Below are 21,422 nucleotides of genomic sequence, written 5' to 3' on the forward strand. Positions count from 1 at the left end.
TTCAGTCACTACAAGCGCCGTGGACACAGCCCCTGAAAACTGCCCAGCACTCAGAACAAACACCGTTGCAGTACTAGTGCACATGACGTCCGCACCTTCCGCACCCCCGCCCAGCAGCGCATCGGAGTGGCCGCACTGCGGCTACGGCGCCACCGCCGACGACCCGGTGGGCTGCCGCGGCATCCACGTCACCGGCCACACCACGTGCCTGGCCCACCTGAAAGAACCGGATCGCGCCGCCTACCTGTCGACTCTCTGCCCCGGCGCCGACGTCGATCACCGCGGCACCCCCTTCACCACACACTTGCTGAACCAGTTACTCCAAGCCATACACGACCCCGCCACCGGGCACCCCCGACTCGGCAACGCCTGGTTCGACGAAGCGACCTTCACTGGCGACGCCCAGTTCAGCGGGGCGACCTTTACCGGCAACGCCCGCTTCCGCTCAGCGAGATTCACTGGCAACGCCTGGTTCGGCGTAGTGACCTTCACTGGCGACGCCCAGTTCGGCGGGGCAGCGTTCACCAGCAGCGCCAGGTTTGGCAGCGCATTGTTCACCAGCAACGCCAGGTTCGGCGGGGCAGCGTTCACCAGCAGCGCCAGGTTCGAGGGAGCGGCCTTCGTCGGTGACGCCTGGTTCGACGAGGTAACGTTCAGCGGTGACGCCTGGTTCGACGAGGTAACGTTCAGCGGTGACGCCTGGTTCGACAAGGCAACCTTTGCCAGCGACGCCTGGTTCGACGAAGCAACGTTCACCGGCGACGCCCGGTTCGTCGGGGTGCGATTCGAGGGGACGTCGCAGCTGGGGCCACTAGTGTGCGCGAAGAAAGTGGTTCTAGGCAGCGCGGTGTTCGGGGTGCCGGTGACGATGGAGGCTGCTGCCCGTACGGTGTCGTGTGTGCGCACTCGGTGGGCGTCGACGGGCACGCTGCGTCTGCGCTATGCGGAGCTGGACCTGAGCGACGCCGTGCTGGAGTACCCGCTGACGGTCACCGCCCGCCCCACACCCTTCACCCGCCAGCACAGGAACGATCCGCCTTGGGAGGCACCACTCTCCGACCACGATCCCGGTGTGCGTCTGGCCTCGCTGGAGGGGGTGGACGCGGCGCACCTGCTGCTGCACGACATCGACCTGAGCTCCTGCCGATTCGCCGGGGCGGTCCATTTGGACCAGTTGCGGGTGGACGGCTGGTGCACCTTCGCCACCACCCCTACCAGCACCCGCCGCCGCGGGGCTGCTCCCCACATGGTGGAGTCGGCGCAGCACGCTGGCCGAGGAGCACCACTGGCGCGCCCGCTCCCACCGCCTGGACCTGGCCCGCGGCTGGACGCCCGCGCCGAAAGGCGTCCTGGTGTTGAAGCCGGCGGCGTTGGCGGCGTTGTACCGGCAGGTGCGCAAGTCGCTGGAGGACGGCAAGAACGAGCCGGACGCCGCCGACTTCTACTACGGCGAGATGGAGATGCGCCGCCACGACCACACCCGCCCATGGGGCGAGCGGGTCCTGCTGGCCGTCTACTGGGCCCTGTCCGGCTACGGGCTGCGCGCGATGCGAGCCTTGGCCTGGCTGATGGGCGCCATGGCCGCCACCATGCTCGCGCTGCTGCTGTGGGGCCTGCCCGCAGCCGACCCCAAGCCGACCACCACGGGCCGCCAGGTCCCGATTGGGCAGGAGGTCTCCTTGACCACCGACACGCCCGCCCCGCGCAACCCCACCGGTCCTTGGCCCGAGCGTGTCACCGGCGAACGGTTCGAAAAGGCCCTGCGGGTGGTGATCAACTCAGTGGTCTTCCGCTCCTCCGGCCAGTCCCTGACCACCACCGGCACTTACACCGAGATGGCCTCCCGCCTGACCGCACCCATCCTTCTGGGCTTGACCGTCCTGGCGGTACGCAGCCGCGTCAAACGCTGACCACCAGCACACGACCACCCCACCCGCAAGCCACCAGCCTGTCCGCCGCGACCTTGGTGGTGGTGCCGAGGGGGTCAGGCGACGCGGATCTTCTTGCGGCGTTCGCGGGCGAGTTGGTCGCGGTAGTCGGTGACGGCTTGGTGGTAGCGATCGACGAAGTGGGGGTCGTCGAGGCGGTCGGCGGGGTTCATGGCTTCGACGGCGGCGCGGACGTCGGCGGGGGTGGTGTAGCCGGCGAGCATGGGGTTGATCCGGTAGACGCCGTTGCGCTCTTTGGTGACCAGGCGGGCCAGTATGAGCTCGCGCAGGGCGGAGGTGACGCTGGGCCGGCTGAGCCCGACCAGGTCGGCGATCTGGTGCTGGCCCATCTCCACGCGGCCGCCGGGTTCGCTGCGCGAGCGCAGGGCGAACAGGACGCGGTAGGCGGGCTGGGGCAGGTCGAGGGCGGCGACGACGCCTTCGGCGTTGACCGGCGCGAACAGCAGACCGTGGCTCATGTGTGTTCCTCTCCCCGTTCCGGCGCCGGGCGTGGCACGGCGGCGTCGGACCGCTCCCGTCGTGCGCGCCGCTTGGCGGCCCGTTCCTTGCGCAGCTCTTCCACAGCCTGGCGCATGTGCTCCAAGGAGGGGTAGCGCACCTGTTCGGGAAGCGCGCTGGCACGCAGCTCGGCGAGGGCTTCGGCCTGGTCGACCTGGACGTACTGGGTGCGGCCTTCCAGGCCGCGGACCAGTTCGGCGGCGACGTAGGAGTAGGGCGGGTTGAACTGGTAGACCCCGCGGCGGCGCTTGATCACGATTCCGTGGCCCATGACCTCTCGCAGCGCTTCGTTGAGCCGCTGTCGGGGCACGTCTAGGACTTCGGCCATGTCCTTTTGGGTGGGGGGATCTGTCCGCCGGCGCGCTGGGCGGCGATCAGCAGCAGGATCAGTCGCAGTGGCAGGGCTTCGCGGTAGTACTGGCGATGACCAGGAGGAATTCGAGGGCCACCATGGCGAAGGTGTTGGGTCGCTCGGGGCTGGAGTAGAACTCCAGGGTTTGGCGCTCGCGGCTGACGGCGATGTCCCGGCCCGGGTACTGGCGGGCCAGGTCGTCCAGGCCGGCGATGCGCTGGAGGCGGGTGCCGAAGGCGCGCAGCGGATCGTCCGGCGGCAGCCCGGGGTCGACGGGCCTGGCGCGGCGTCGGCGCGGCGACTCGGACACGAGCGGCTCGCACTTTCATGATCCTGGGCGCCCAGCAACGTAGCAGAAGGTCGGCATACCTGACCTTCAAGTCGGTGATTCTGACTTTCCGCGCGTGTTGTGTCACCCCAGCAGTGACACGGACGTGCGGCCGGTCCCAGGGCAGGACGGCCAGGTCCTCGCCCAAGGCCCGCGCCGCCTCGCCAGGACCCCCGCCGCCGAACGGATGCGGGACAGATGCATGTTGACGTGGTCGACCGCGGCCGTGCGTGCGGCTGCGACGCCACCGGTGAAGCGCTGATCGGCGCGGGCCGGACGGGAGCGGGAGAGCCTGACCGTGCCGGAGGAGAGGCGGCCGTGGGGGCCCAGAGCACCGCCCACACCCGCCGTGCGACTCGCTCCTGCTTCCGTGTACCGGCTCCGACCGTCATCTGCGCATCTCCTGTGTTCTTTCGAACTGTGCCCCCGGGCGGCCCTCAGCACGGGGGGATCGCAGAGGATCAGCGCGTAGGCGAAGCGACAAACGTTCCCGGGCTGTGTCGCCGCGACAGGCTGGTGAGCGTGGTCAGGGGCTGGCGGGTGCTATCTGTGCTGTGCGGCTTTGGGAGCGCGCGGTCTTGGCGCCGGCTTTCCCGGGTGCGATGGTGCGGGGGTCGACGGCTTCGCTGGGGGCGCCCACCGCGTAGTCACCGGTGGGGTCGGTGTCTCGGTCGTGGGGGAGCAGGAAGAAGGTCCGCCGCGCGAACAGTCCGCTGTCGGGGTCACGTTGCGCGGTGGGGGTGAGGTTGGTGTAGCCGACGAGGCGGCCGTCGCGTTCGTAGCGGGGCTTGCCCCGGCGGGTGTTGACCTTGTCCAGGGCTTGGCGGACGTAGTCGAGGGTGCTTGTGTCTTCCAGCCACACGACTTCTTCTTCGCTGGTGAGCTGGCTGTCTTGCAGCATCGAGCTCATGGCGGTGGACCCTCCTGGTGGTCTTCGGGGCTGTGGGGCCTTGGTGCGTGTGGCGTTTCGGCGTTGATCGTACGGCGGGACGGCGGCCCTTCCCAGGTTCCGCAAGATCACCTGCGGTTCCCGGGGGGCGCCCCGCTGCGGTTGGCGGGCGTGTCGTCGGCAGGCGTGTCGCCTGCCTCGATGTCGGTGAGCAGTGCCAGACCGGGGTAGAGCTTCTTGTCGTTGTTCTTGATCATCTCTGCGGGGGAGGCGAGGCCGAGTTCCTGCCGGATGCGGCTGGCGAAGGCCCGGCTCGTCGCCCGCTGGATGCCTTCGTCCGCGCACCAGCGGCTGTAGGTCTCGTAGAGCAGTTTCTGCTCCACCCGCAGGCGGGGGTCCGGTCTGCCGGCCTCGCCCTTGGTGCAGCGCTCGGTGAGGAAGCGGCCGATGTGGTCCTCGGTCTTCTCGTACGCCTCGGTGGCCAGGCGCACCGACGCGGGCCCGGTGAGGGGGTCGCGGGTGGCCAGGTAGCGGCGGGCGCCTTCGATGAGCCAGTGCAGGATTCCTGGCCCTTCGTCCCGGACCAGTTCGGCCGCCAGGTTGTCGATCTTGCGTTCGTCGGGGACCTTGCGTTCGAAGGGGATCAGGCGCATCCGTCGCCAGAACGCGTAGCCGCCGGTGCCGACCTCGGGCCGGTGGTTGCCCAGCAGCCACAGCTTGTGGGTGGGGGTGAAGCTGAAGAAGTCCTGCCGCATCCGCCGCGCCGTGATCTTGTCACCGCCGGTGAGGAGCTTGACGCGGGCCTCGTTGAACTTGTCGTTGGGCTTGAGCTCGCTGCACACCACGATCCGCCGGCCGTGCAGCTCGGTGAGCTCGGTGCTGTGCTCGGTGAACTTCCCCTTCTCCATCAGGAAGCCGGGCGGTGCGGCGTTGGCGTAGTCGCCCAGGAGTTGCATCATCACCTCCAGCAGCACCGACTTGCCGTTGGCGCCGGAGCCGTACAGGAACGGCAGGACCTGCGCGCCGACGTCGCCGGTTACCGAGTAGCCCAGCAGCAGGTGCAGGAACGCGGTGGTCTCCCGGCCCCGCTCGTCGTCGCCGAAGGTATCCCGCAGAAAGCTCTCCCACCGAGGGATCGGCATCGCCTGCGGTCCGACCGTGGTGGCGCGCGAGTGCATGTCGGTGAGCGGATCGGGCTTGCGCAGCTCACCGGTCTTCAGGTCCACCACCCCGCTGGGGGTGCACAGCGCATAGACGTCCCCGTCCAGCACGTCCGGGTCCAGGCTCAGCCCGGGCGCGGCCTGGGCCTGGAGCAGCAGCGCCTTCATCCCCGCCGTGGACTGCGTGCGCCGACGATGTGCGGCCAGCTCCCGATCACCGAACACCCCGCGCGGATCGGTCCGCGGCATCTGCTCGGCCATGTCCCCGGCCGCCCACACCGCAGCCTTCTCCCCGCCGGTGCGCCGCCACCGGTACTGGTCCCAGCAGAACCAGCCCAGTCCCTCCACATGCCGGAACCGGTCGCAGTACAGGCGCGCGAACAGCTTCGCGTTGCCCCGGTCGGTCAGCTCCTCGGGAAGAACACCCGCGCAGTCCCCGGCCGGACGCCGCGGCGCTGCACTCTGCTGCAAGGGCAGGATTGGGGCGCTGCCCGGCAAGGACAGGTCCAAGGCCTGCTGCTGGTGCATCTGCGCCGCAGCGGCGACGGCGTCGAAGCGGGGCTGCCCGGCGCCGCTCATGAACCGCCCCGGGCACCGGGCAGGCAGCGCGCACCGCCGCCCACCGGGACAGCACCGAGCGGCGCACAGCAGCGCGTCCGGCGCGCGCTCGAACCGCGGCGTCCCACCGCACAGGGGGACCGCCGCGCTGGCACAGCCGAGATACCGCCTGTGCCCTCAAGCCTGCGGGGAAGCGGGGCCACGGCGGCGGCCCGGGCGCCGGCGCTGCGCCCGTGTGGGTTCGAGCTGAGTGCTCCGCGGTCCTGGGGCCAGCCCAGGGCACTGGCCCCAAGGGGGCCCTGCCCTGGTGCCGAGCACCGGAGGGCTGTCGCGACCTGCTGTGGCACCGGGCATCCTCGCGGGTTCTTTCGCCTTCTGCGCCGCTGAGCCCCTTCGGCCCCTGAGGCCAGGACCCTGGTAGAGGGCTGCCGTCTCGTCCTACGGGACTGACGGGACTGAGAATCTCACATGCGGCACCGAGGCTAGCGCACTCGCACCCGGCGGTGGGGGCTCCACCGCCGCGCGTGTCACAGGCGCGCTCAGTTCCTCAACCCCGGCTCCCGCCGCCGGTCGCCCCGGGGGGGTCCGCGCCGGACGGGACCGACGGGCCTCAGTCTCGGCGGGTCCGAATCGGTCCTGGCCTCAGTCCCGCACGAAAACGCAGGTCAAACGGTATGCGCCGCTCCTTCACGGGACTGACGGGACTGAGCGTGCGGTATATGAGCTGCTGAACAACGATTACGTATGTAGTGGTCTCGCGCGCGCATACGCGCGCACCTGATGGCCATAACCCCACAGTTGAGCCCCGTCAGTCCCGTCCCGACCCCGGGGAGCCGCCTGACCTGCGGCTTTACTGACGGGACCAAACGGGACCGAAGCCAATCCCGAACTGCTCAGTCCCCTCGCGAACACTCCGCGCCCGGCTTCCGCCGCTGAGCGGCGCGACGGACCTCGTACCATTCCCGCCCGCACAGGGCACCTGTGCACGCGCTACCACTGTGTCCCGAACATGCACGCCTGGTCCTCGCGCGCCCCGGCGCGGCCAGCCCCGCACGGCATCAAGCCGCAGCCGTCGCCCCCGCTTCGCGTTGTCGTCGCCACCCCAGCGACCGCTCTTGCTCGAGTCTCCCCGGCCGTGTTGCCTGCCCAGAACAGAGCTGCCCGCGCCCTCCGGGGGCCGGGCGAATTGCCCGTGTCTGCCTGCGCGGTGTCCCCGCCTGGACCGAGTGAGGAAGAAAACGGGGCATGCGGGCAAGGGATCACACCGCGAGCTGAGCCACCGTCGGTCCATGTTGCAGACCGGGGACCAACCACACGGGCCCAGACCGCCGGGCCAAGCGACCGGCGCCCGCAGCCCGGTCACATGTCGGCTGCGCCCCCGGCACCGCCGCGCACGCGGCCCCGCTCTTCCAAAGCACTGCCAGGATGAAGGGGGACGCGACACCTGAGGAAGGGGGAAAGCGACGGTGCCGGTCAGCGAGCGGCGTGGACGGCTACTGGGCGTCGACTTCGATTTCTTCTTCCACAACCCCTTCGAGGGACTGCCCGCCCCGCACCGCGGCGACCCCGTCCTCTACGACTGGGCGCACGCCGAGAACCGCCTCCTGTGCGAGACCGTCTGGGCCTGGCGCGCTGAGGAACTCCTGCGGGCCGGTATCGAACCACCCTGCTGCGAGGGCTACCAGCACTTCTGGCAGCGGTTCACCTTCACCAGCCCCGACCCGCCCCTGTTCTACGCCGACTCCAACCTCTACGCCGGACTCCTCACCCCCGCCCACTACTCCCTGTTCGACTCGAAGACGACCGCGTGGCAGGACGTGCACCTGTTCGATGCCCACCACGACTGCGGCTACCCGCGCGACAGGGGCCCGCAGAACATCCAGCAGTGGCGTGAGCTGGGGCAGCACACGTGCGGGGACTGGATGCTCGTGCACCACGACCGGGGCAGTCGGCTCACCCTCACCTACCCCGCGTGGCGGCCGCACGGGGACTCGTCCCCGCCCATGGTCCCAGTGCACACCAGCGTCGACGACCACGCCCCGGTCCCCACGCCCTTCGACGCGGTGTTCCTGTGCCGGTCCGGAGCCTGGGTGCCGTCCTGGTGCGACGACCAGTTCACCACGCTGCTCGACGCCTTCCCCGGCCGATCCCACCTGTTCCCGACGAGCCCGTGGACGCACCCGCGGCCCGACCCACTCCCGGCCGCACGGCACATCGCCAGCATCTTCTCCGACATCCTGACCCAGGCCGCCGAATTCCCAGGAGCCAGCGAGCGGGACCCCGCGCGGGGCTGCGGTCCGCCCGACCGGGCTCGCGCTGCTGCCCCTGCACCGCCGCGGCGGTGCCGCGCTCCCGGGCCGTAGCCACGATCCGCGCGCAGCGCCCCGCGCCACGCCCCCCGGGGGGCGGAGCCTGGCCGCGCCGGCGTCCCGCCCTTGCGCCACCTGCCCCTGCTCTCCGGCCTCCCGGCCGGACCGTCCGGCGCGTCGGGTGCCTCCCAGGCCGCCCCCGGTGTTCCCCGGCCCGCGGGGACGCGGCAACTGCGTCGGCGCTGGCATGACCCGCGGACCTCCGTCAGGGGCACCTCGTCGCCGTCGGCGTCCACCAGGAGCGAGCGGTGCTTCACGATCGGGTCCCACACCAGGTCCCCGAACAGCTCCCGGACGCTGTCGCGCTGGTCCGCGTGCGAGCCCAGGTTCTGCAAAGAACACACGCGCTTGGCGAAGGTTCGTCAATTTGAGGCTGCTGTGACTGGTGATACGTCGTTACCGCAGGGGCACCCGCTCCCATATCGGTCTCTGAGTGGGTGTTTCTGATCCCTGATGCTTCTTGATCTTGAGAATTCGTTGCTGCCAGGAGGTGCATGGCGGCACATGTGACTGAAGTGCTGCTGGACTGCGTACGCCCCCCGTGCCACGTTCGAAGCCACGAGGATCGGCTACGAGGGCTGGGCATGCTGGTGACGGAGTTCAGCACGGAGGTCGTGGCGGCCTCAGAGCGGTTCGCGTTGTGGGAGGGAGCGACGGAACAGTCGCATATGCGCAATCGGCTGCGCAGCAACGACCACAACGACTTCCGCGCCAGGATGCGCGTCCTGGACTTGACGGAGGTGCGGGTGGCCGCGCTGGGCTACTCGCATCTGGAGATCGCGCGGACGGCGCGGCTGATCCGGCAGTCCGATCCTGAGGTGTACCTGATCAACTACTTCCTCGGTGGGGAGGGGATTGTCTCTGTAGACGGGGGCGATACGACGCTGCGCACTGGTGACCTGGTGGTCCTGGACAGCAGCCGCCCTTACCTCGGCGATGTTCGTGCCGATCCGGACAGATGGTCCCATGTGACCGTGCAGTTTCCTCGTGGGCTGCTGCCGCTGCCGGAGAAGACGGCGCAAAGCCTGTTCGCTGTCCCGATCAGCGGACGCAGCGGCATGGGCGGGGTGCTCGCCCGCTGGCTAACCGACCTCAACGCACGCGCCCACGAATTCACCCCAGCCGACATCCCCACCCTCACTTCGGTCACCCTGGACCTCCTGGCATCTGTGATCGCCCGTTGCCTGGAGACTGAGGAGTCACTGGCCCCGGAGACCCGCAAGGCCGCCCTGCGGGTCCGGATCAACGCGTTCGTCGAGCAGCACCTCGCCGATCCCGATCTGTCTCCCCAGATGATCGCGGACGCTCACCACATCTCCCTGCGCCATCTCCAGCAGTTGCTCGCCGAGGACAACACATCGCCGGCGGCCTGGATACGCCACCGCCGCCTGGAACGCTGCCGCCTCGACCTGACCAACCCCCTCCTGAACACCCGCCCGATCCAGGCCATCGCCGAACGCTGGGGCTTCACCAACCCCACCCACTTCAGCCGACTCTTCCGCGCCACCTACGGAATCCCGCCAAGGGACTACAGACACCTGCCGCCCATAGTGTGCGCGAATCGGCAACAACCCTGCGCGGAATGACAGGGCCCAGTGCTGTCGTGCTCGCCATCCTGGATGCCGAACACCCGAATATCCAAGAACAAGGAGGGGGTATTCATGCGCACACGAAAGATCCTCGTAGGACTCTTTCTTGGGACCATAGCCGGGTTAGGCCTCGTGGCGGCACCGGCCCAGGCAGCTCCCGCAGCGCCACCCGCCAGTTCCGCAAGCGCTGAGGGCCGTACGGTTAGTCAGCTCGCGAGCGCTGCCCCCACGCCGACGACTGCTGCCGGGTGGACGTACGTCGACTGGTACCTCACCCAGACGAGCTGCCGGGCGCATGGTGCTCCCTTGGGCCTCGAGTGGGAGAACTGGTACTGCGGAAAGAGCGGGGCCCTTTGGTACCTGTACATGTGGACTTCCGGCGGCCGGTGACCCTGTCGCCGTGGCGATGCTTCAGGAGCTCGGCGAGGTCGTGATGGCCCCGCAGGTCGCGCCGGGCTAGGCGGGCCAAGGCGCGGTGACCTCCCGCCCAGGCGGCGGTGCGCCGGCACGGAGCGACAAGCACACTGCACAAATCGGCAAGGACTTCCACGCAGCGTGGCAGCAGGCTGGAGGGCAGGTGACCGGGCAGTCGGGAAGCCCGGCACGGTTCCAGCCTGCGTGAGCGCAAGGAACTGGACCCATGAAGATCGCCAACAACCAGGGGGCAATATGCGCAGGCAAGCCATGGCAGTGATCGGGTCTGCCGCTGCGGCCATCATGCTGTGGGGAGCTCCGACGGCGAGCGCCGACACCCCCGCCACCCCACCACCCCCGCCGTCCCGGGCAAAGCGACCGAGCATGCCCCGGTCGACCGGCCGCCCTCGGGTCCTGCCCCGCACCCGCGCGGCGACCGCGACCGGGTGGAGGACACCGACCTGGCCGCCGTGGAAGGCACCCGGCTACGCCTGGCCGCCCTCACCGCCGACACGAACCGCCGCATCCGGCAGTGTCCCGGCCTGCACCGAACCCACCCACCGCGCCCGCCACGCCGGGCACGCCTCCGGGAGTGAGCCGTGGCAGGCAGCCGCTCACCGCCCCTGAACGGCCCGCCCCGCCCGGAGGAAGGGCCGTGTGATGACACCACCGCACACCACCCGGCAGCCGCGCCGCCTTGCATATTTCCCCAAAACTCGCCCAAGACCTCTCCGTCATGGTGAAAACACAGCAACGAAGAAAAACGGAAGGGAGCCCTACATATGGGAAAAATCCGCATGGCCGTCTCGATCCTTGCGATCTCGACCGCCGCACTGACCGCCACCACAAGCGGGGCGGTCGCGACCAGCCCTGACGCCAGCCGCGCGGCCGCGGCACCGTGCACCGTGTCCGGCGCGTTCTGCGCGACCGGCGACGGTGCGCCCCCCATCGTCCTGCGCTGCGGTATGTCCGCAAGCGTGCCCTGGTACGGGGCTGGCTACTGGAACAACCGCCTCCCCGACGGAGGCAGGGTGAAGATGTTCAACGAGGCCAACAACCTCATCTACACGACGCCGGCCAACTACGGTCCCGTCCTGGGCAACTGGGATCCCGTCTGGAGCCTCCGCGCCGACTGCTGAGTCATGGTGACCGGCGCGTTCGCGCCGACTCCCTGGCACACCTCCGATGCGCGCCGTGTCTTCACCCGACGGCCAGTCGGTCCAGCCGACCGGCCGTCGGGGCGCAGCCTCGCGGACCGCCGGGGAGAGGGGCGTGCGTGCCCGCGAATCCGAGTGTTGTGGTGCGGCGGTCGGGGGGCGGGCGCGGAGATCCGCGGCGAGGTCCTGGCGGCGCTGGCCCGGCTGCGCCTGGCCACCCCGCACCAGCTCCACCAGTTGCTGCTGCCGCACCAGCAGGGCACCGACTACATCCGCCGGGCCCTGCGGAACCTGCGGGCCGAGTCCCCGCCGCTGGTCGGCCGCGCCCAGCGCGCCCAGCACAGCTACTGGCACTGCACCCCCGCCGGCCTGGCCGGGGCCGCAGCCTCCGGCGTCCTGCCGCCGACCGCCGGCCGCACCCCGGGGCGGCGTGCGGCGGCGGTGAAGACGGGGCTGCGCGAGCACGCCGTGGCCGTGGTCGACACCGTCATCGCCTTCCACCGCCACGGCACCGCCCACCCCACCGACTGGCACCTGGAGGTCGCGCACCCCACCCCGGCCGGGCCGCTCATCCCCGACGCCGTCACGCTGCTTACCGACGGCCGGCACGCGTTCGTGGAAGTCGACCGCGGCACCATGACCTACGCCGCCCTCACCGCGAAGCTCCACCGCTACAACGCCTACCGCACCGCTGCACCCACCGGCCGGGGCAACGCGGCCCGCTCACCGCGGAACCACTGCCAGAACACCTACGGCGGCACCCACGGCACAAACCCGTTCCCGCCACTGCTGGTCGTCTTCGCCCCCGCCCCCAGACGGGCGGCACTGGCAACCCGGCAGGAGACCTTCCTCGAGCACGCGGCCACGGTCGATGCCGCGCGCCTGCGGCAGATGGTCGTGGCCACCACCACCCTGGAGCATCTGGCCGCCCACGGCCCCGACGAGCCGATCTGGCGGATGCCGCTCCACAGCGGCGTCCACCCGCTCAACCGGCTGCCCGAGCCACGCTGAGACGCCCGGGCCCAGCCCGGCCGCAACCCCCCGGCGCCCCCGTGCCGAACCGACACGGGGGCGCCGGCCTGGCGGATGCGGAGGGCTCGCGGCTGGTGCAAGGGCGCCAGGGGCCGCCCCGACGATCTCTCCGTGGCGCCTCCTTGCGGGAGGCCGTCAGGGTGCAGGAGCGAGGGCGTCGACCAGCAGGCGCAGCTGCACCACCAACGCCTGCTCGACGTCGGCCTCCGCCTGGTCCAAGACGTCGACGGCCGGGGCCAGGACGTCCAGGAGCCGGCTGCTGCGGACCGCGTCCGGGACCTGGCTGAGGGCGGCGCGGAAGTGCGGCCCGTCCCGGGGGAGGCGGGCGACGCCTTCGGCGAAGTCCTGCTCCGCCTCGCTCGGCACCCACCTGCCAGCCTGGAGATCCTCCAGCAAGGCGGCGGCGTCACGGCTAAGGGCCTGCGCGAAGACGGTGGAGCGGGTCACACCCCGCCCAACGACCCGGACGGCTGCCGGGCACGCCCGGTGGCGCCCCGTGCCGGGCGGCGCCGGTCTCTGGTAGCGTCCCGGGCGGCCGGATCACGGACCGTGACGGCCAGCCCCGGCCCAGCCGAGGTCCCGTGGCAACATCACTTGCACCATCGCTTTCACCATTACTTGCACCATTGCTTGCGCCACTCAGCGTGACGGTCGCCGTTGTTGCTGGTCAGGCCCCGTGGTGAGTGGCCCCAGGACGCCGACATCCCCCCGTACGCCTCTCGCTGCCCCTGGAAAGTGGTGGGGAAGAGGGAGCGAGGGTACAGCGGGCGGCGTGGCAGGGGGATCCCGGGGGCGCTGCGCTGGCCGGCTGGGTGGCCCCGCGCGGGGCTGTGACGCCCGGCCGGGAAGAGGCCGGGCGGGCGCGCCCGGGGCGGGGCGCGAAGACGCGTCGTGCGCGGCTGTGTTGGCCGTTTCGGTGGTGCTGGTGGGGTCGGGCCGGGAGGCTGGTGGTCATGTCGAAGACCGGGTCGGCCGTGTGTGCTCCCCAAGGATCCGGCGTGGGCGAAGGACGCCGGCTGTCTCGCGGATCGGGTGCTGTCCATGCTTGCCTCCGCCGCCGAGGCCGCCGAGGCCGGGGGCGAGGACCGGCTGGTGCTGCCCGCGGTCCCTACCGCCGCTGAACCGACCGCCCCGTCACCCCGCCTCTCCGTCGTCCGCGTCCCCGACTGACTCACCCAGAGCCCTCAGCACCTGTCGCGCCTGCTCATGTCCGACCTGCGCCGCACTCTTCAGCACCATCACAACTTCCCCCAGCCGTCCGGTTTGGTGGAGCAGGTTGCCGAGGTTGTTGGCGGCGTCGCGGTTTCCGTTGTCGGCTGCGGCTCGCCAGCGGGTTACGGCTTCGTCCAGCCGCCCGGTCTCGAAGAGCAGGTTGCCGAGGTTGAAGGCGGCGTCGCAGTCGCCGTTGTCGGCTGCGGCTCGCCAGCGGGTTTCGGCTTCCTCCAGCCGTCCGGTCTCGAAGAGCAGGTTGCCGAGGTTGTAGGCGGCGTCGCAGTCGCCGTTGTCGGCTGCGGTGCGCCAGCGGGTTCTGGCTTCGTCCAGCCGTCCGCTCTCGAAGAGCAAGAGGCCGAGGTGGTTGGCAGCGCCGAAAACGCCGGCGTCTGCTGCGGTGCGGTAGAGGATTTCGGCTTCCCCCACCCGCCCTGTGCGGTGGAGCAGGAGGCCCAGGTTGGCGGCGGAGTCGAGGTGTCCGGCGTCGGCTGCGGTGCGGTACAAGGCTTCGGCTTCCTCCCCCCGCCCGGTGTCGTGGAGCAGGTTGCCGAGGTTGAAGGCGGCGCCGGGGTGTCCGGCGTTGGCTGCGGTATGCCAGGCGGTCTCGGCGATGTCCATGGTCTGGTGCCGGTAGGCGTGCACGCCGATGGCGAACCGTGTGCTGGTGTCGGTGGTGTGGTCGAGTGCGGTGTGCCAGGCCGTCTCGGGTACGGGGGTGCTGGTGTGGTCGACGAGGTAGTCGAACGCCTCCCACGCCTCTGCCTGCGACCCGTCGGAATCCCCATCGGCGCCGCCGCTGCGGGTGTCGTTGTCGCCGGTGTCTGCGGGGTTGAGGAGTCCGGTGGCGCCGTAGCGGACCCGTGCCGCCCATGCCATCGCTTCCTCCACGGGTTCGGGGCGTAGCCGGGCCCCGCCCTTGTCCTTGAGGTACTGCCCGTGGAGCCCGACGAGGAGCTCGGCGCCGTACGGGCCGCGTAGTCCGGTGCGGGCGAGGTCGACGGCGGCAGCGACCAGGGCAGCACCGCGAGGATGGCCGCCCGGGCGCCAGGCGCGCTGCCATTCGTTCAGCAGTGCGGGGCCGGCGGCGAGGTACTCGGCGATGCCGTAGGGGCCGTGGTGGACGGTGGCGTCCACGATCCGCTCATCATCGCACTCCCGGGCGCGCTCGAGCTCGTCCTCGCTCCAGATCCGGTCCAGCTCAATAAGTTCTGCCTGGTTGAGGACTTTCGCGCCGAGGTCGGCGGCCAGGTACCCGCCACGGTTCCCGCCCTGGGCGGCCTGGTCGGCGGCGGGCCGGGTGAACGCCTCCCACTCCCTTGCCCGCATTGTCGCCAGCACCGGCACGCGCAGCCGCATCAGCTCCGCCAGCAGCCCCGGCTCCAGTCCACCGGGGCCGAGGTACTTCTCCACATCGTCCAGCCACACCACACAGGACACACCGCCGCGCTCGATGACCTCCACCGCCGCGGGCAGCTCGGCGCCGACGGCAGGGGCGAGAACACGGTGATCCGGCAGGGTGGCGCGCAGCGCCTCGAACGCGGAGCGGGTCTTGCCGGCGGTGGAGTCCCCGACCACCAGCACCATCCCGCCCTCCCGCCCGGCGGCGGCCAGCCGCTCGCGCAGCATGTGGTCGATGTCGCGGGGGATGTAGGGGGGTACGGCGTCGCCGTCGTCGCCGGGGCGGGCCCGGTGGGCGCCCGCGGCCAGCGCGTCCCAGGAGGCGGCGACCGGCCACCGGGCGGGATCCGCCAACCGGGCGGGGATCTTCGGGCCCGCGGCGAGGTGGAGATTCTTGACCGGGCCGGTCTGCACCACCGCGTCGTGCTGCCCGCCGGTGACGGTGTTGTGGACCTGCCCGCGCTCGTCGGTGACGGGCATGTGCGTGTGGTCGCCGGTGATGACGGTGCCCGCGTCGCCGCCGACGGTGGCCGCACGCTCGCCACCGCCCGGCCCGGCGTCCGCACCGTGCACCGCCGCGGGGGGCGGCGCGGGCTGCGCCGGGGCGGGCGGGACGACTGCCTCGTCGGTGTTCGCGCCGGGGACGCCGGCGGGCACCTCTTCGCCCTCGGGGGCCAGCGCCGGGCTGGGCTGCGCAGGCGAGGTCTTGTGCCTCCGCCGCCAGGGGAGTGGGGGTGTCATGTGTGGTTCTCGTCCCCGGTGATCGCTTCGCCGATGTCCCCGCCCGCGACCACGGACCGCTCCGACGCCGCCGGCCCGGCCGGGGCTGTGCCCGTCCCACTGCTGCCGGTCGCTGGCGGGGAGGGTGTCTGCGTGGTGAGGTGGTTGCGGTCGCCGGTGACGGCGCGGCCGATGCTGCCTCCGGCCGTCACCGACCGCGCGCCGGGGCTCGCTGATGCAGCGCTGCCCGACCCCGTTCCCGTCCCGGTGTCCGACCCCGGCCCCGTTCCGGCGCCTGGGCCCGTCGTGGTGCCCGGGTTGGGGGCTGGTGGCGGCGGGGTGGTGGGTGTGTGGTGCAGGGCGTGGACCGCGACCGCGAGGCCGGCGAGTGCGGCGATGCTGCCGGTGACGCCCGCCACCTGCCCGGCCGTGTCCAGATCGACCGCCACCACCAGGGCGATCAGTCCTGCTGAGACCAGGCCGCACATCGCGGCAACGATCCCTGCTCCGCGTGTTCTCCCCGCCATCCCTCCATGCTGCCGGGCCGACCGCTCGCCTGCCCGGGCAACCGCACAAACCGGCCGCGTCACAACCACGCAACGCAGTGGAACGGCCCGTTCAATCCCGGAGCCAGCCCAGGAGCCGACCACCGCCACCCCCTGGCCACCCCGAAACCCAGCCCCCGGCCGCCAAGCTGCGCGTGGACGACTCGCCACCGGCCGGGACCGCCCGCACGCTCGTCCCCGGGTGCAGTCGAACAGGCAGAGCTGGTCCAGGAGGTGGGACTGCTCAGGCGTGAGCCGCTCCCTTGGGGTGCGCATGTTGCTGCACCAGACCCCGAGCCGCACGGTCACTTCCTGCCCGTCCCCCGCCCGTTGGTTGTTCCAGACCTTTACGTGTCCGTGGGGGGAGGCGTACGTGCCCTTCCCGGTCCCGGAACCGCCGCAGCACCTCCACGCCCCGCTGGAAGGTGTCGGTGCCGCCCGCGCGGCCCTTCCCGCCGCTCGGCCACCCCGTCTGCGGCACCGGCTTGCTGTCCGGCAGAGGGTTGGATACCCGGCCCGCGCCTTCACGCCCCCCAATGCGCGAGCGCCGCCAGACTCGCTGTCCAGTGAAGGGCGGATTTGATCTTCTTCCGTCAGCCGGTCCTGCGCTTACCGTTGCCCCCCCGCAGCAAGGGGTGATCTACTGCCTACCCGGTGTCATTGGGGGGCATGGGTGCGACAAGATGTGTGTGCCGCGCGCGGGGAAGCGCTTGGTTGGGGGGCGTCAGGGAGTGCCAATGGCTTTGGCACCTGCTGATGGCGGGCGGCGGAGCCGGCGGGGTTTCGCCTACCAGGACGTAGTCACTCTCCTGGACTGTCTGGACATGCTGGATGGGCAGTGGACCGCGGTGTCCTGGGAAGACCTGGAAGACATCCTCTGCTACCGCGGTGCCGCGCCGAACTACCGACAGGTCAAGACGATCGAAGAGGCCGGTACCCGCCACAGCGTGGCCAGCGTCTGCAGGCCGGAAACTCCGCAAAAGACGGCGGAGACGAGCTATCTGGGGAAGCTGTTCTTGGGCAAGCCCTTGCCGGAGGACACCCGCTTCACGCTCATCATCAACGAAATGCCGCAGCCCACGCTGTTCGAGTTCGCGGTGGAACGGGACCGTCCCCGCGGGCCGGTGAGCGAGTCCACGCGCAACGACGTCATCGAACGGCTGAGTGATCTGCGGCTTCCGGATGGCCGCGATGTCGCCTGGTGCGTGGACCGCCTCGATGTCCTCGTCGTCGGCCGCACGATCGAGGACGTCGAACGAGAGGCGTTGCAACGCCTGGCTCCGCACGTCGGTGCGCTCTTGGGCACCGGACCGATGTACGCGGAGGTGGAGGAGGTGATGACCCGTCTGTTAGAGGGCATCGCCCGCAGCGCCCGGGCCCTGCGGGTGCAGAGCGTCAGCCGCGACGCCTTCCGGGCGACCGTGGAAGACAGCGTGCGCAAGGTTACCGGTCGACGCCACGACGGTTCCACGGAACCCTTGACGACGCTGCAGGACAAGCTCCGGCCGGCAGGCGTCTCCGATGTGGAAGCCGAAGCCCAGCACGACACCATGCTCACCTTCCGCCGCAGACGCCGTGCCAGCATCGGCACCAGGCGGCAGCAACTCGACGACTTGGCCGACGACGTCCACGCCCTGTGCACCGTCACCATGGCCGAACGGCGCAGCGGCCTGATTCCTCCCGGCCCCGACGCCTATCAGGCCACGGTCCTCAAAGTCGCCCAGATGCCGAAGGTGGCGGATCGCACGTACGACCTCGTAGATGCCCTGGCCACCCTCAGCGACATCACTGCACGCTGCCTGAACAGGTACGTCGATGCCTCATAAAATCGGCAGCCGCATCGTTCCGCCCCTGCACCGTCCCTGGGACCCGGACGACTCCCCAGACTTCCACGCCGCGCGCCTGCTGCTGCTCATCCACCTGTGCGGCCAGCAGCCGGGCTCCTATATCGCTGGCCGGACCAAGTTCGCCAAGCTCGACTTCTTCGTGCGCTACCCCGGATTCCTGGAGCGAGCCCACGCGGCCATGCCTCAGGCTGTGCCGCTCGGCGAGGCGTTCTTGGCCCGGGACTCCACCGAGGTCGAAGCCCCCATGATCCGCTACCGCTACGGGCCCTGGGACCACCGCTACCGGCAGTTCTTGGCCTTCCTCGTGTCACGCGAGCTGGTCACCGTCACCACCAGCCACAAGCCCGAACGCATCAAGCTCAAGGCCGCTGGCCGCAAGGCCGCTGAGAGGCTCGCGCGGAGCCCTCAGTTCCAACCGCTGGTCCGTCGCTGCGAAGCCATGCAAGGCAACCTCGCCGACATGACCGGCACCCAGCTCAAAGAGCTGATCTACGAGTTGTTCCCGGACGAGGTCGGCAACGCGCCCTTCCGCCAGGAGATCCAGCCATGACCAAGCCTGTCATCGCCCACCCCGGCCGCGGCATCCGGGTGAAGGCCGTCCGGCTCGTACAGCACACCGGAGAGATCGACGAGTACACGTTCCGCCCCGGCATGCTCAATATCATCACCGGGGTCCGCAACACCTCCAAAACCACCACGCTCAAAGCGATCGACTACTGCCTCGGCGACCGTGACAGCCCTCGCGACGCCCTGACCATCGCCGTAGCCGAGAAGTACGTCGAAATCAGCACCGACCTGACCCTCAACGGCCGCCCGCACACGCTGACCAGGTCTCTCCAGCACGGCCGCATGAACAAGGTCTACATCGACGGAGACGGCCTGAACGTCGACGCCTTTTCCGAGTGGATCCTGCACGAGCTCGACTGGCCCGTCCTGCAGATTCCCAAAGGAATCGTCGCCGAATCAGCCAACCAGCTCACCCCCCTGTCCTTCCGTAATACCCTGCGTCACATCTACCGTAACGAAGACTCCTGGACCGACTTTGCCAACAAGGAGGCTGAGTTCATCCGCCGTGCCGTCGTCAGCCAGCTCCTCGGCTTCGCCCCCGTCAAGTACTCCAACAAGGACTTCCATATCGCCCAGGCCAGGAAACGCCTAGCCGAGACGCAGGCTGTGGAACGCGAAGTCCACGAGAGCACCCTGCAGGCCGTCACCGCCATTTCCGACCGCCTCGACATCCCTGTGGCCCGCTCGCTGGAGCAGGTAGCAGCCGCCCGCGGCGCTGTTCGGGCCGGGCTTGATGCCGCCTACGAACAGCGCCGCCGACTCACCGCGGACATCAGCAGCATGGTCCAGGGCGGCCACGAGACAACCGCTGCCGGCTACGACACCACCCTCACCACCGACTACGAGAACACCTCACGCCGCCTACAGCGTGCCCTCGACGAGGTGACCACACTCGAGCAGCTCCACGACGAACACAAGAAATCAGCACAGACGGTCACCGCGGAGATCGGCCGCATGCAGCGCCTCATCACCTCCGTCGAACTCTTCGACGCCCTGCCCGTGCGTCTGTGCCCCGCCTGCGAACAACACGTCGATCCGCGCCGCCCCCACGACGACGACGCCTGCTACCTTTGCAACCAGCCCGTCGACGACGATCAACGCAGACGCCGCGCCCAAGTGGAGATTCGCTCCCTTGAATCAGAGTTGGCAGACCTGCAAGACGTAATCGCCCGCACCGCCGATGCTGTGCAAACCGCCCACGCGCGCCGTACTCACCTGGAACAGCTACAAGCCGCACTGGCCAAGCGCATCAATAATGAGCGAGCCGCCCAACTGGCCCCCTTCATGACCGCACTGGAGGACCTCGCCGGAAAAATCGCGCAGCTGGAACAGAAGATGACCGCCTTCCCAGCCATCGAAGAGATCCTGCAGCGCCGCAACGAGGCCACCCAGGCCGTTGCGTCGGCCCAGCAGGCCCTCAACGACATCACCGAGGCCCAGCCCCCGCACCAGGCATCTGGGTCCTCACCCGCCGACCGGTGCGCCCAATTCGCGGACCGTATGAACTCTTTCCTGCATAGTTACCGAGGCAACGGCTGGGTCAACGGAAATATCACCATCAGCGACAGTGACCTTACATTCTACGTCGGCACCCGTCCCTGGAACCAGATTCTCGGCGCAGAACTGCGCGTACTGTTCTTCCTTGCTTATAGCTATGCCACTCTCTTCCTGGCGAACGACCTGGATGAGGAGTGCGCTTCTCCCGGATTTCTGATGCTCGACAATCCCTATCAACAAGGCATCGACGCCGACGTCATCAAATCCGTTTTGCGCGACTTCGCAGAAGCGGCGGAGATCACCGGCACGCAGGTCCTCACGACCCAAGCGCTGCCTGGAAATTTGCGCGGAGACAACATCCGATACATTGAAATGTCGCAGGTCTACGAAGCTAATTGACGCATGCCGTCCCGCCCTGTCGGCGGCTTCCAGTGCCCGACGACCCGGCTTGGCCGCCGGGGTCCGCTCCGGGCTCTTGCGGCGGTCTGCGGTTCGCCTGTGGTGTCCGTCATGGTGTGCTTCCCGGGCGCGGGCCCGCGGCGGCGGCCTCGTACGTGCGGGCGAGCAGCGCGTTGAGGAGCTGTGTCTGAACCTCGGTTGATGTTGCTTTGGCCTCGGCGGCAACGCTGGTCTCGTTGGTGTGGCAGAGGGTTTGTCGCGTGCGCCCCGGTCCTCCGTCCGGGTGAAGCGTGCGCAGGCGCTGGTGGCGGAGTCGGTGTTGCTGGTGGAGCTGGTGGAGCAGTCCACCCGGTGCCAGTTCCGCATAGGAGACATCGCGTTGGCGATAGAACCGATGCGCCCCTACGGCGGCGCCCACCCCGATCAAAGCGAGGAGGCGGGGGTCGAGCGGACGCCGGCCTCCGGGGACGACGAAGGACCCGCGGCCGGGGCGGCGGGCCCCAACTGAAGGCGTCTGCGGGCCGTCAGGGTGCGGGGGCGAGCGCGTCAACGAGCAGGCGCAGGCGCACCACGAGCGCCTGGTCGATGTCGGCGGCCGCCGCTTGGTCCAGGACGTCGACGGCCGGGGCCAGGACGTCCAGGAGCCGGCTGCTGCGGACCGCGTCCGGGACCTGGCTGAGGGCGGCGCGGTAGTGCGGGCCGTCCCAGGGAAGGCGGGCCAGGCCCTCGGCGAAGTCCCGCTCCGCCTCGCTGGGCACCCACCTGCCCGCCTCGAGGTCCTCCAGCAGCACGGCGGCGTCACGCCGCAGCGCTCGGGCGTACACGGAGGAGCGGGTCACGCTCTGCCCAACGACCCACCCCGCCCCGGGGCACGCCCGGCGCGGCGGCCCCCCGTGCCGGGAGGGCGGCGTCTACCCTGGTGGCCTCCGGTCGGCCGGGTTA

General features: G+C 70.1%; 18 protein-coding genes and 1 pseudogene. 10 read left to right on the forward strand and 9 right to left on the reverse strand.

Annotated elements, in window-relative coordinates:
- Positions 1 to 82: 82 nt before the first annotated feature.
- Together ACYVO2_RS34450 and ACYVO2_RS34455 are read left to right on the forward strand one after the other, a co-directional pair.
- Positions 83 to 739: pseudogene (locus tag ACYVO2_RS34450) on the forward strand (pentapeptide repeat-containing protein); the annotation flags it as partial.
- 613 nt (positions 740 to 1,352) lie between these two features.
- Positions 1,353 to 1,910, forward strand: a complete 558-nt coding sequence (locus ACYVO2_RS34455; protein ID WP_461012039.1) for a hypothetical protein — start codon at positions 1,353 to 1,355, stop codon at positions 1,908 to 1,910.
- A 74-nt stretch (positions 1,911 to 1,984) separates the two neighbouring features.
- Here the strand turns inward: ACYVO2_RS34455 and ACYVO2_RS34460 are convergent, their stop codons facing one another.
- The 5 genes from ACYVO2_RS34460 to ACYVO2_RS34480 form a co-directional block, all read right to left on the reverse strand.
- Positions 1,985 to 2,407: a helix-turn-helix domain-containing protein gene (locus tag ACYVO2_RS34460; RefSeq protein WP_461012040.1), complete on the reverse strand. Its 423-nt coding sequence runs from the start codon at positions 2,405 to 2,407 to the stop codon at positions 1,985 to 1,987.
- Complete coding sequence (locus tag ACYVO2_RS34465) at positions 2,404 to 2,775, reverse strand: hypothetical protein (RefSeq protein WP_461012041.1); 372 nt, start codon at positions 2,773 to 2,775, stop codon at positions 2,404 to 2,406. Before ACYVO2_RS34465 ends, ACYVO2_RS34460 begins: the two co-directional genes overlap by 4 nt.
- Positions 2,776 to 2,833: 58 nt before the next feature.
- Positions 2,834 to 3,109 (reverse strand): hypothetical protein, encoded by a 276-nt coding sequence (locus ACYVO2_RS34470; RefSeq protein WP_461012042.1) that lies wholly within the window; start codon positions 3,107 to 3,109, stop codon positions 2,834 to 2,836.
- 544 nt (positions 3,110 to 3,653) lie between these two features.
- Complete coding sequence (locus ACYVO2_RS34475) at positions 3,654 to 4,037, reverse strand: DUF6009 family protein (RefSeq protein ID WP_461012043.1); 384 nt, start codon at positions 4,035 to 4,037, stop codon at positions 3,654 to 3,656.
- 107 nt (positions 4,038 to 4,144) lie between these two features.
- Entirely contained in the window at positions 4,145 to 5,755 is a 1,611-nt protein-coding gene (locus tag ACYVO2_RS34480; RefSeq protein WP_461012044.1) for a DNA primase family protein, read from the reverse strand.
- A gap of 1,445 nt (positions 5,756 to 7,200) precedes the next feature.
- On the opposite strand from ACYVO2_RS34480, the gene ACYVO2_RS34485 reads away from it, so the two are divergent.
- The 4 genes from ACYVO2_RS34485 to ACYVO2_RS34500 all read left to right on the forward strand — a co-directional run bounded on the left by ACYVO2_RS34485 (position 7,201) and on the right by ACYVO2_RS34500 (position 12,274).
- Positions 7,201 to 8,097 carry a hypothetical protein gene (locus ACYVO2_RS34485; protein WP_461012045.1) on the forward strand — a complete coding sequence of 299 codons (897 nt, stop codon included), beginning with the start codon at positions 7,201 to 7,203 and terminating at the stop codon, positions 8,095 to 8,097.
- A 590-nt stretch (positions 8,098 to 8,687) separates the two neighbouring features.
- On the forward strand, positions 8,688 to 9,689 hold the full coding sequence (locus ACYVO2_RS34490; protein WP_461012046.1) for an AraC-like ligand-binding domain-containing protein: 1,002 nt from the start codon (positions 8,688 to 8,690) through the stop codon (positions 9,687 to 9,689).
- A gap of 1,214 nt (positions 9,690 to 10,903) precedes the next feature.
- Positions 10,904 to 11,245, forward strand: a complete 342-nt coding sequence (locus ACYVO2_RS34495) for a hypothetical protein (RefSeq protein WP_461012047.1) — start codon at positions 10,904 to 10,906, stop codon at positions 11,243 to 11,245.
- 156 nt (positions 11,246 to 11,401) lie between these two features.
- Complete coding sequence (locus ACYVO2_RS34500; RefSeq protein WP_461012048.1) at positions 11,402 to 12,274, forward strand: replication-relaxation family protein; 873 nt, start codon at positions 11,402 to 11,404, stop codon at positions 12,272 to 12,274.
- A 156-nt stretch (positions 12,275 to 12,430) separates the two neighbouring features.
- Here ACYVO2_RS34500 and ACYVO2_RS34505 read toward each other — a convergent pair whose 3' ends face one another.
- The 3 genes from ACYVO2_RS34505 to ACYVO2_RS34515 all read right to left on the reverse strand — a co-directional run bounded on the left by ACYVO2_RS34505 (position 12,431) and on the right by ACYVO2_RS34515 (position 16,113).
- Positions 12,431 to 12,742: a hypothetical protein gene (locus ACYVO2_RS34505; RefSeq protein ID WP_461012049.1), complete on the reverse strand. Its 312-nt coding sequence runs from the start codon at positions 12,740 to 12,742 to the stop codon at positions 12,431 to 12,433.
- Between the two features lie 687 nt (positions 12,743 to 13,429).
- Positions 13,430 to 15,646 carry a tetratricopeptide repeat protein gene (locus ACYVO2_RS34510; RefSeq protein ID WP_461012050.1) on the reverse strand — a complete coding sequence of 739 codons (2,217 nt, stop codon included), beginning with the start codon at positions 15,644 to 15,646 and terminating at the stop codon, positions 13,430 to 13,432.
- Positions 15,643 to 16,113: a hypothetical protein gene (locus ACYVO2_RS34515; RefSeq protein ID WP_461012051.1), complete on the reverse strand. Its 471-nt coding sequence runs from the start codon at positions 16,111 to 16,113 to the stop codon at positions 15,643 to 15,645. The genes ACYVO2_RS34510 and ACYVO2_RS34515 overlap by 4 nt, the downstream gene beginning before the upstream one ends.
- A gap of 794 nt (positions 16,114 to 16,907) precedes the next feature.
- Between ACYVO2_RS34515 and ACYVO2_RS34520 the strand changes: the two genes are divergently transcribed.
- The 4 genes from ACYVO2_RS34520 to ACYVO2_RS34535 all read left to right on the forward strand — a co-directional run bounded on the left by ACYVO2_RS34520 (position 16,908) and on the right by ACYVO2_RS34535 (position 20,988).
- Positions 16,908 to 17,996, forward strand: coding sequence for a dsDNA nuclease domain-containing protein (locus ACYVO2_RS34520; RefSeq protein WP_461012052.1), 1,089 nt, complete (start codon positions 16,908 to 16,910; stop codon positions 17,994 to 17,996).
- Complete coding sequence (locus ACYVO2_RS34525; RefSeq protein ID WP_461012053.1) at positions 17,986 to 18,567, forward strand: hypothetical protein; 582 nt, start codon at positions 17,986 to 17,988, stop codon at positions 18,565 to 18,567. Before ACYVO2_RS34520 ends, ACYVO2_RS34525 begins: the two co-directional genes overlap by 11 nt.
- Complete coding sequence (locus ACYVO2_RS34530) at positions 18,564 to 20,480, forward strand: hypothetical protein (RefSeq protein WP_461012054.1); 1,917 nt, start codon at positions 18,564 to 18,566, stop codon at positions 20,478 to 20,480. The genes ACYVO2_RS34525 and ACYVO2_RS34530 overlap by 4 nt, the downstream gene beginning before the upstream one ends.
- A 283-nt stretch (positions 20,481 to 20,763) precedes the next feature.
- Positions 20,764 to 20,988, forward strand: a complete 225-nt coding sequence (locus tag ACYVO2_RS34535; protein ID WP_461012055.1) for a hypothetical protein — start codon at positions 20,764 to 20,766, stop codon at positions 20,986 to 20,988.
- A 16-nt stretch (positions 20,989 to 21,004) separates the two neighbouring features.
- On the opposite strand, the gene ACYVO2_RS34540 is transcribed toward ACYVO2_RS34535, so the two are convergent.
- A complete protein-coding gene (locus ACYVO2_RS34540; RefSeq protein ID WP_461012056.1) occupies positions 21,005 to 21,319 on the reverse strand; it encodes a hypothetical protein in 315 nt (104 codons plus the stop codon).
- Between the last annotated feature and the right edge of the window lie 103 nt (positions 21,320 to 21,422).

The organism is Streptomyces capparidis (assembly GCF_054782095.1).

Excerpts from the sequence above, each read along its gene's own strand:
- ACYVO2_RS34460 (WP_461012040.1), bottom strand. The coding sequence starts at position 2,407 with ATGAGCCACGGTCTGCTGTTCGCGCCGGTCAACGCCGAAGGCGTCGTC.
- ACYVO2_RS34465 (WP_461012041.1), bottom strand. The coding sequence starts at position 2,775 with ATGGCCGAAGTCCTAGACGTGCCCCGACAGCGGCTCAACGAAGCGCTG.
- ACYVO2_RS34475 (WP_461012043.1), bottom strand. The coding sequence starts at position 4,037 with ATGAGCTCGATGCTGCAAGACAGCCAGCTCACCAGCGAAGAAGAAGTC.
- ACYVO2_RS34480 (WP_461012044.1), bottom strand. The coding sequence starts at position 5,755 with ATGAGCGGCGCCGGGCAGCCCCGCTTCGACGCCGTCGCCGCTGCGGCG.
- ACYVO2_RS34490 (WP_461012046.1), top strand. The coding sequence starts at position 8,688 with ATGCTGGTGACGGAGTTCAGCACGGAGGTCGTGGCGGCCTCAGAGCGG.
- ACYVO2_RS34495 (WP_461012047.1), top strand. The coding sequence starts at position 10,904 with ATGGCCGTCTCGATCCTTGCGATCTCGACCGCCGCACTGACCGCCACC.
- ACYVO2_RS34510 (WP_461012050.1), bottom strand. The coding sequence starts at position 15,646 with ATGACACCCCCACTCCCCTGGCGGCGGAGGCACAAGACCTCGCCTGCG.
- ACYVO2_RS34515 (WP_461012051.1), bottom strand. The coding sequence starts at position 16,113 with ATGTGCGGCCTGGTCTCAGCAGGACTGATCGCCCTGGTGGTGGCGGTC.
- ACYVO2_RS34520 (WP_461012052.1), top strand. The coding sequence starts at position 16,908 with ATGGCTTTGGCACCTGCTGATGGCGGGCGGCGGAGCCGGCGGGGTTTC.
- ACYVO2_RS34525 (WP_461012053.1), top strand. The coding sequence starts at position 17,986 with ATGCCTCATAAAATCGGCAGCCGCATCGTTCCGCCCCTGCACCGTCCC.
- ACYVO2_RS34530 (WP_461012054.1), top strand. The coding sequence starts at position 18,564 with ATGACCAAGCCTGTCATCGCCCACCCCGGCCGCGGCATCCGGGTGAAG.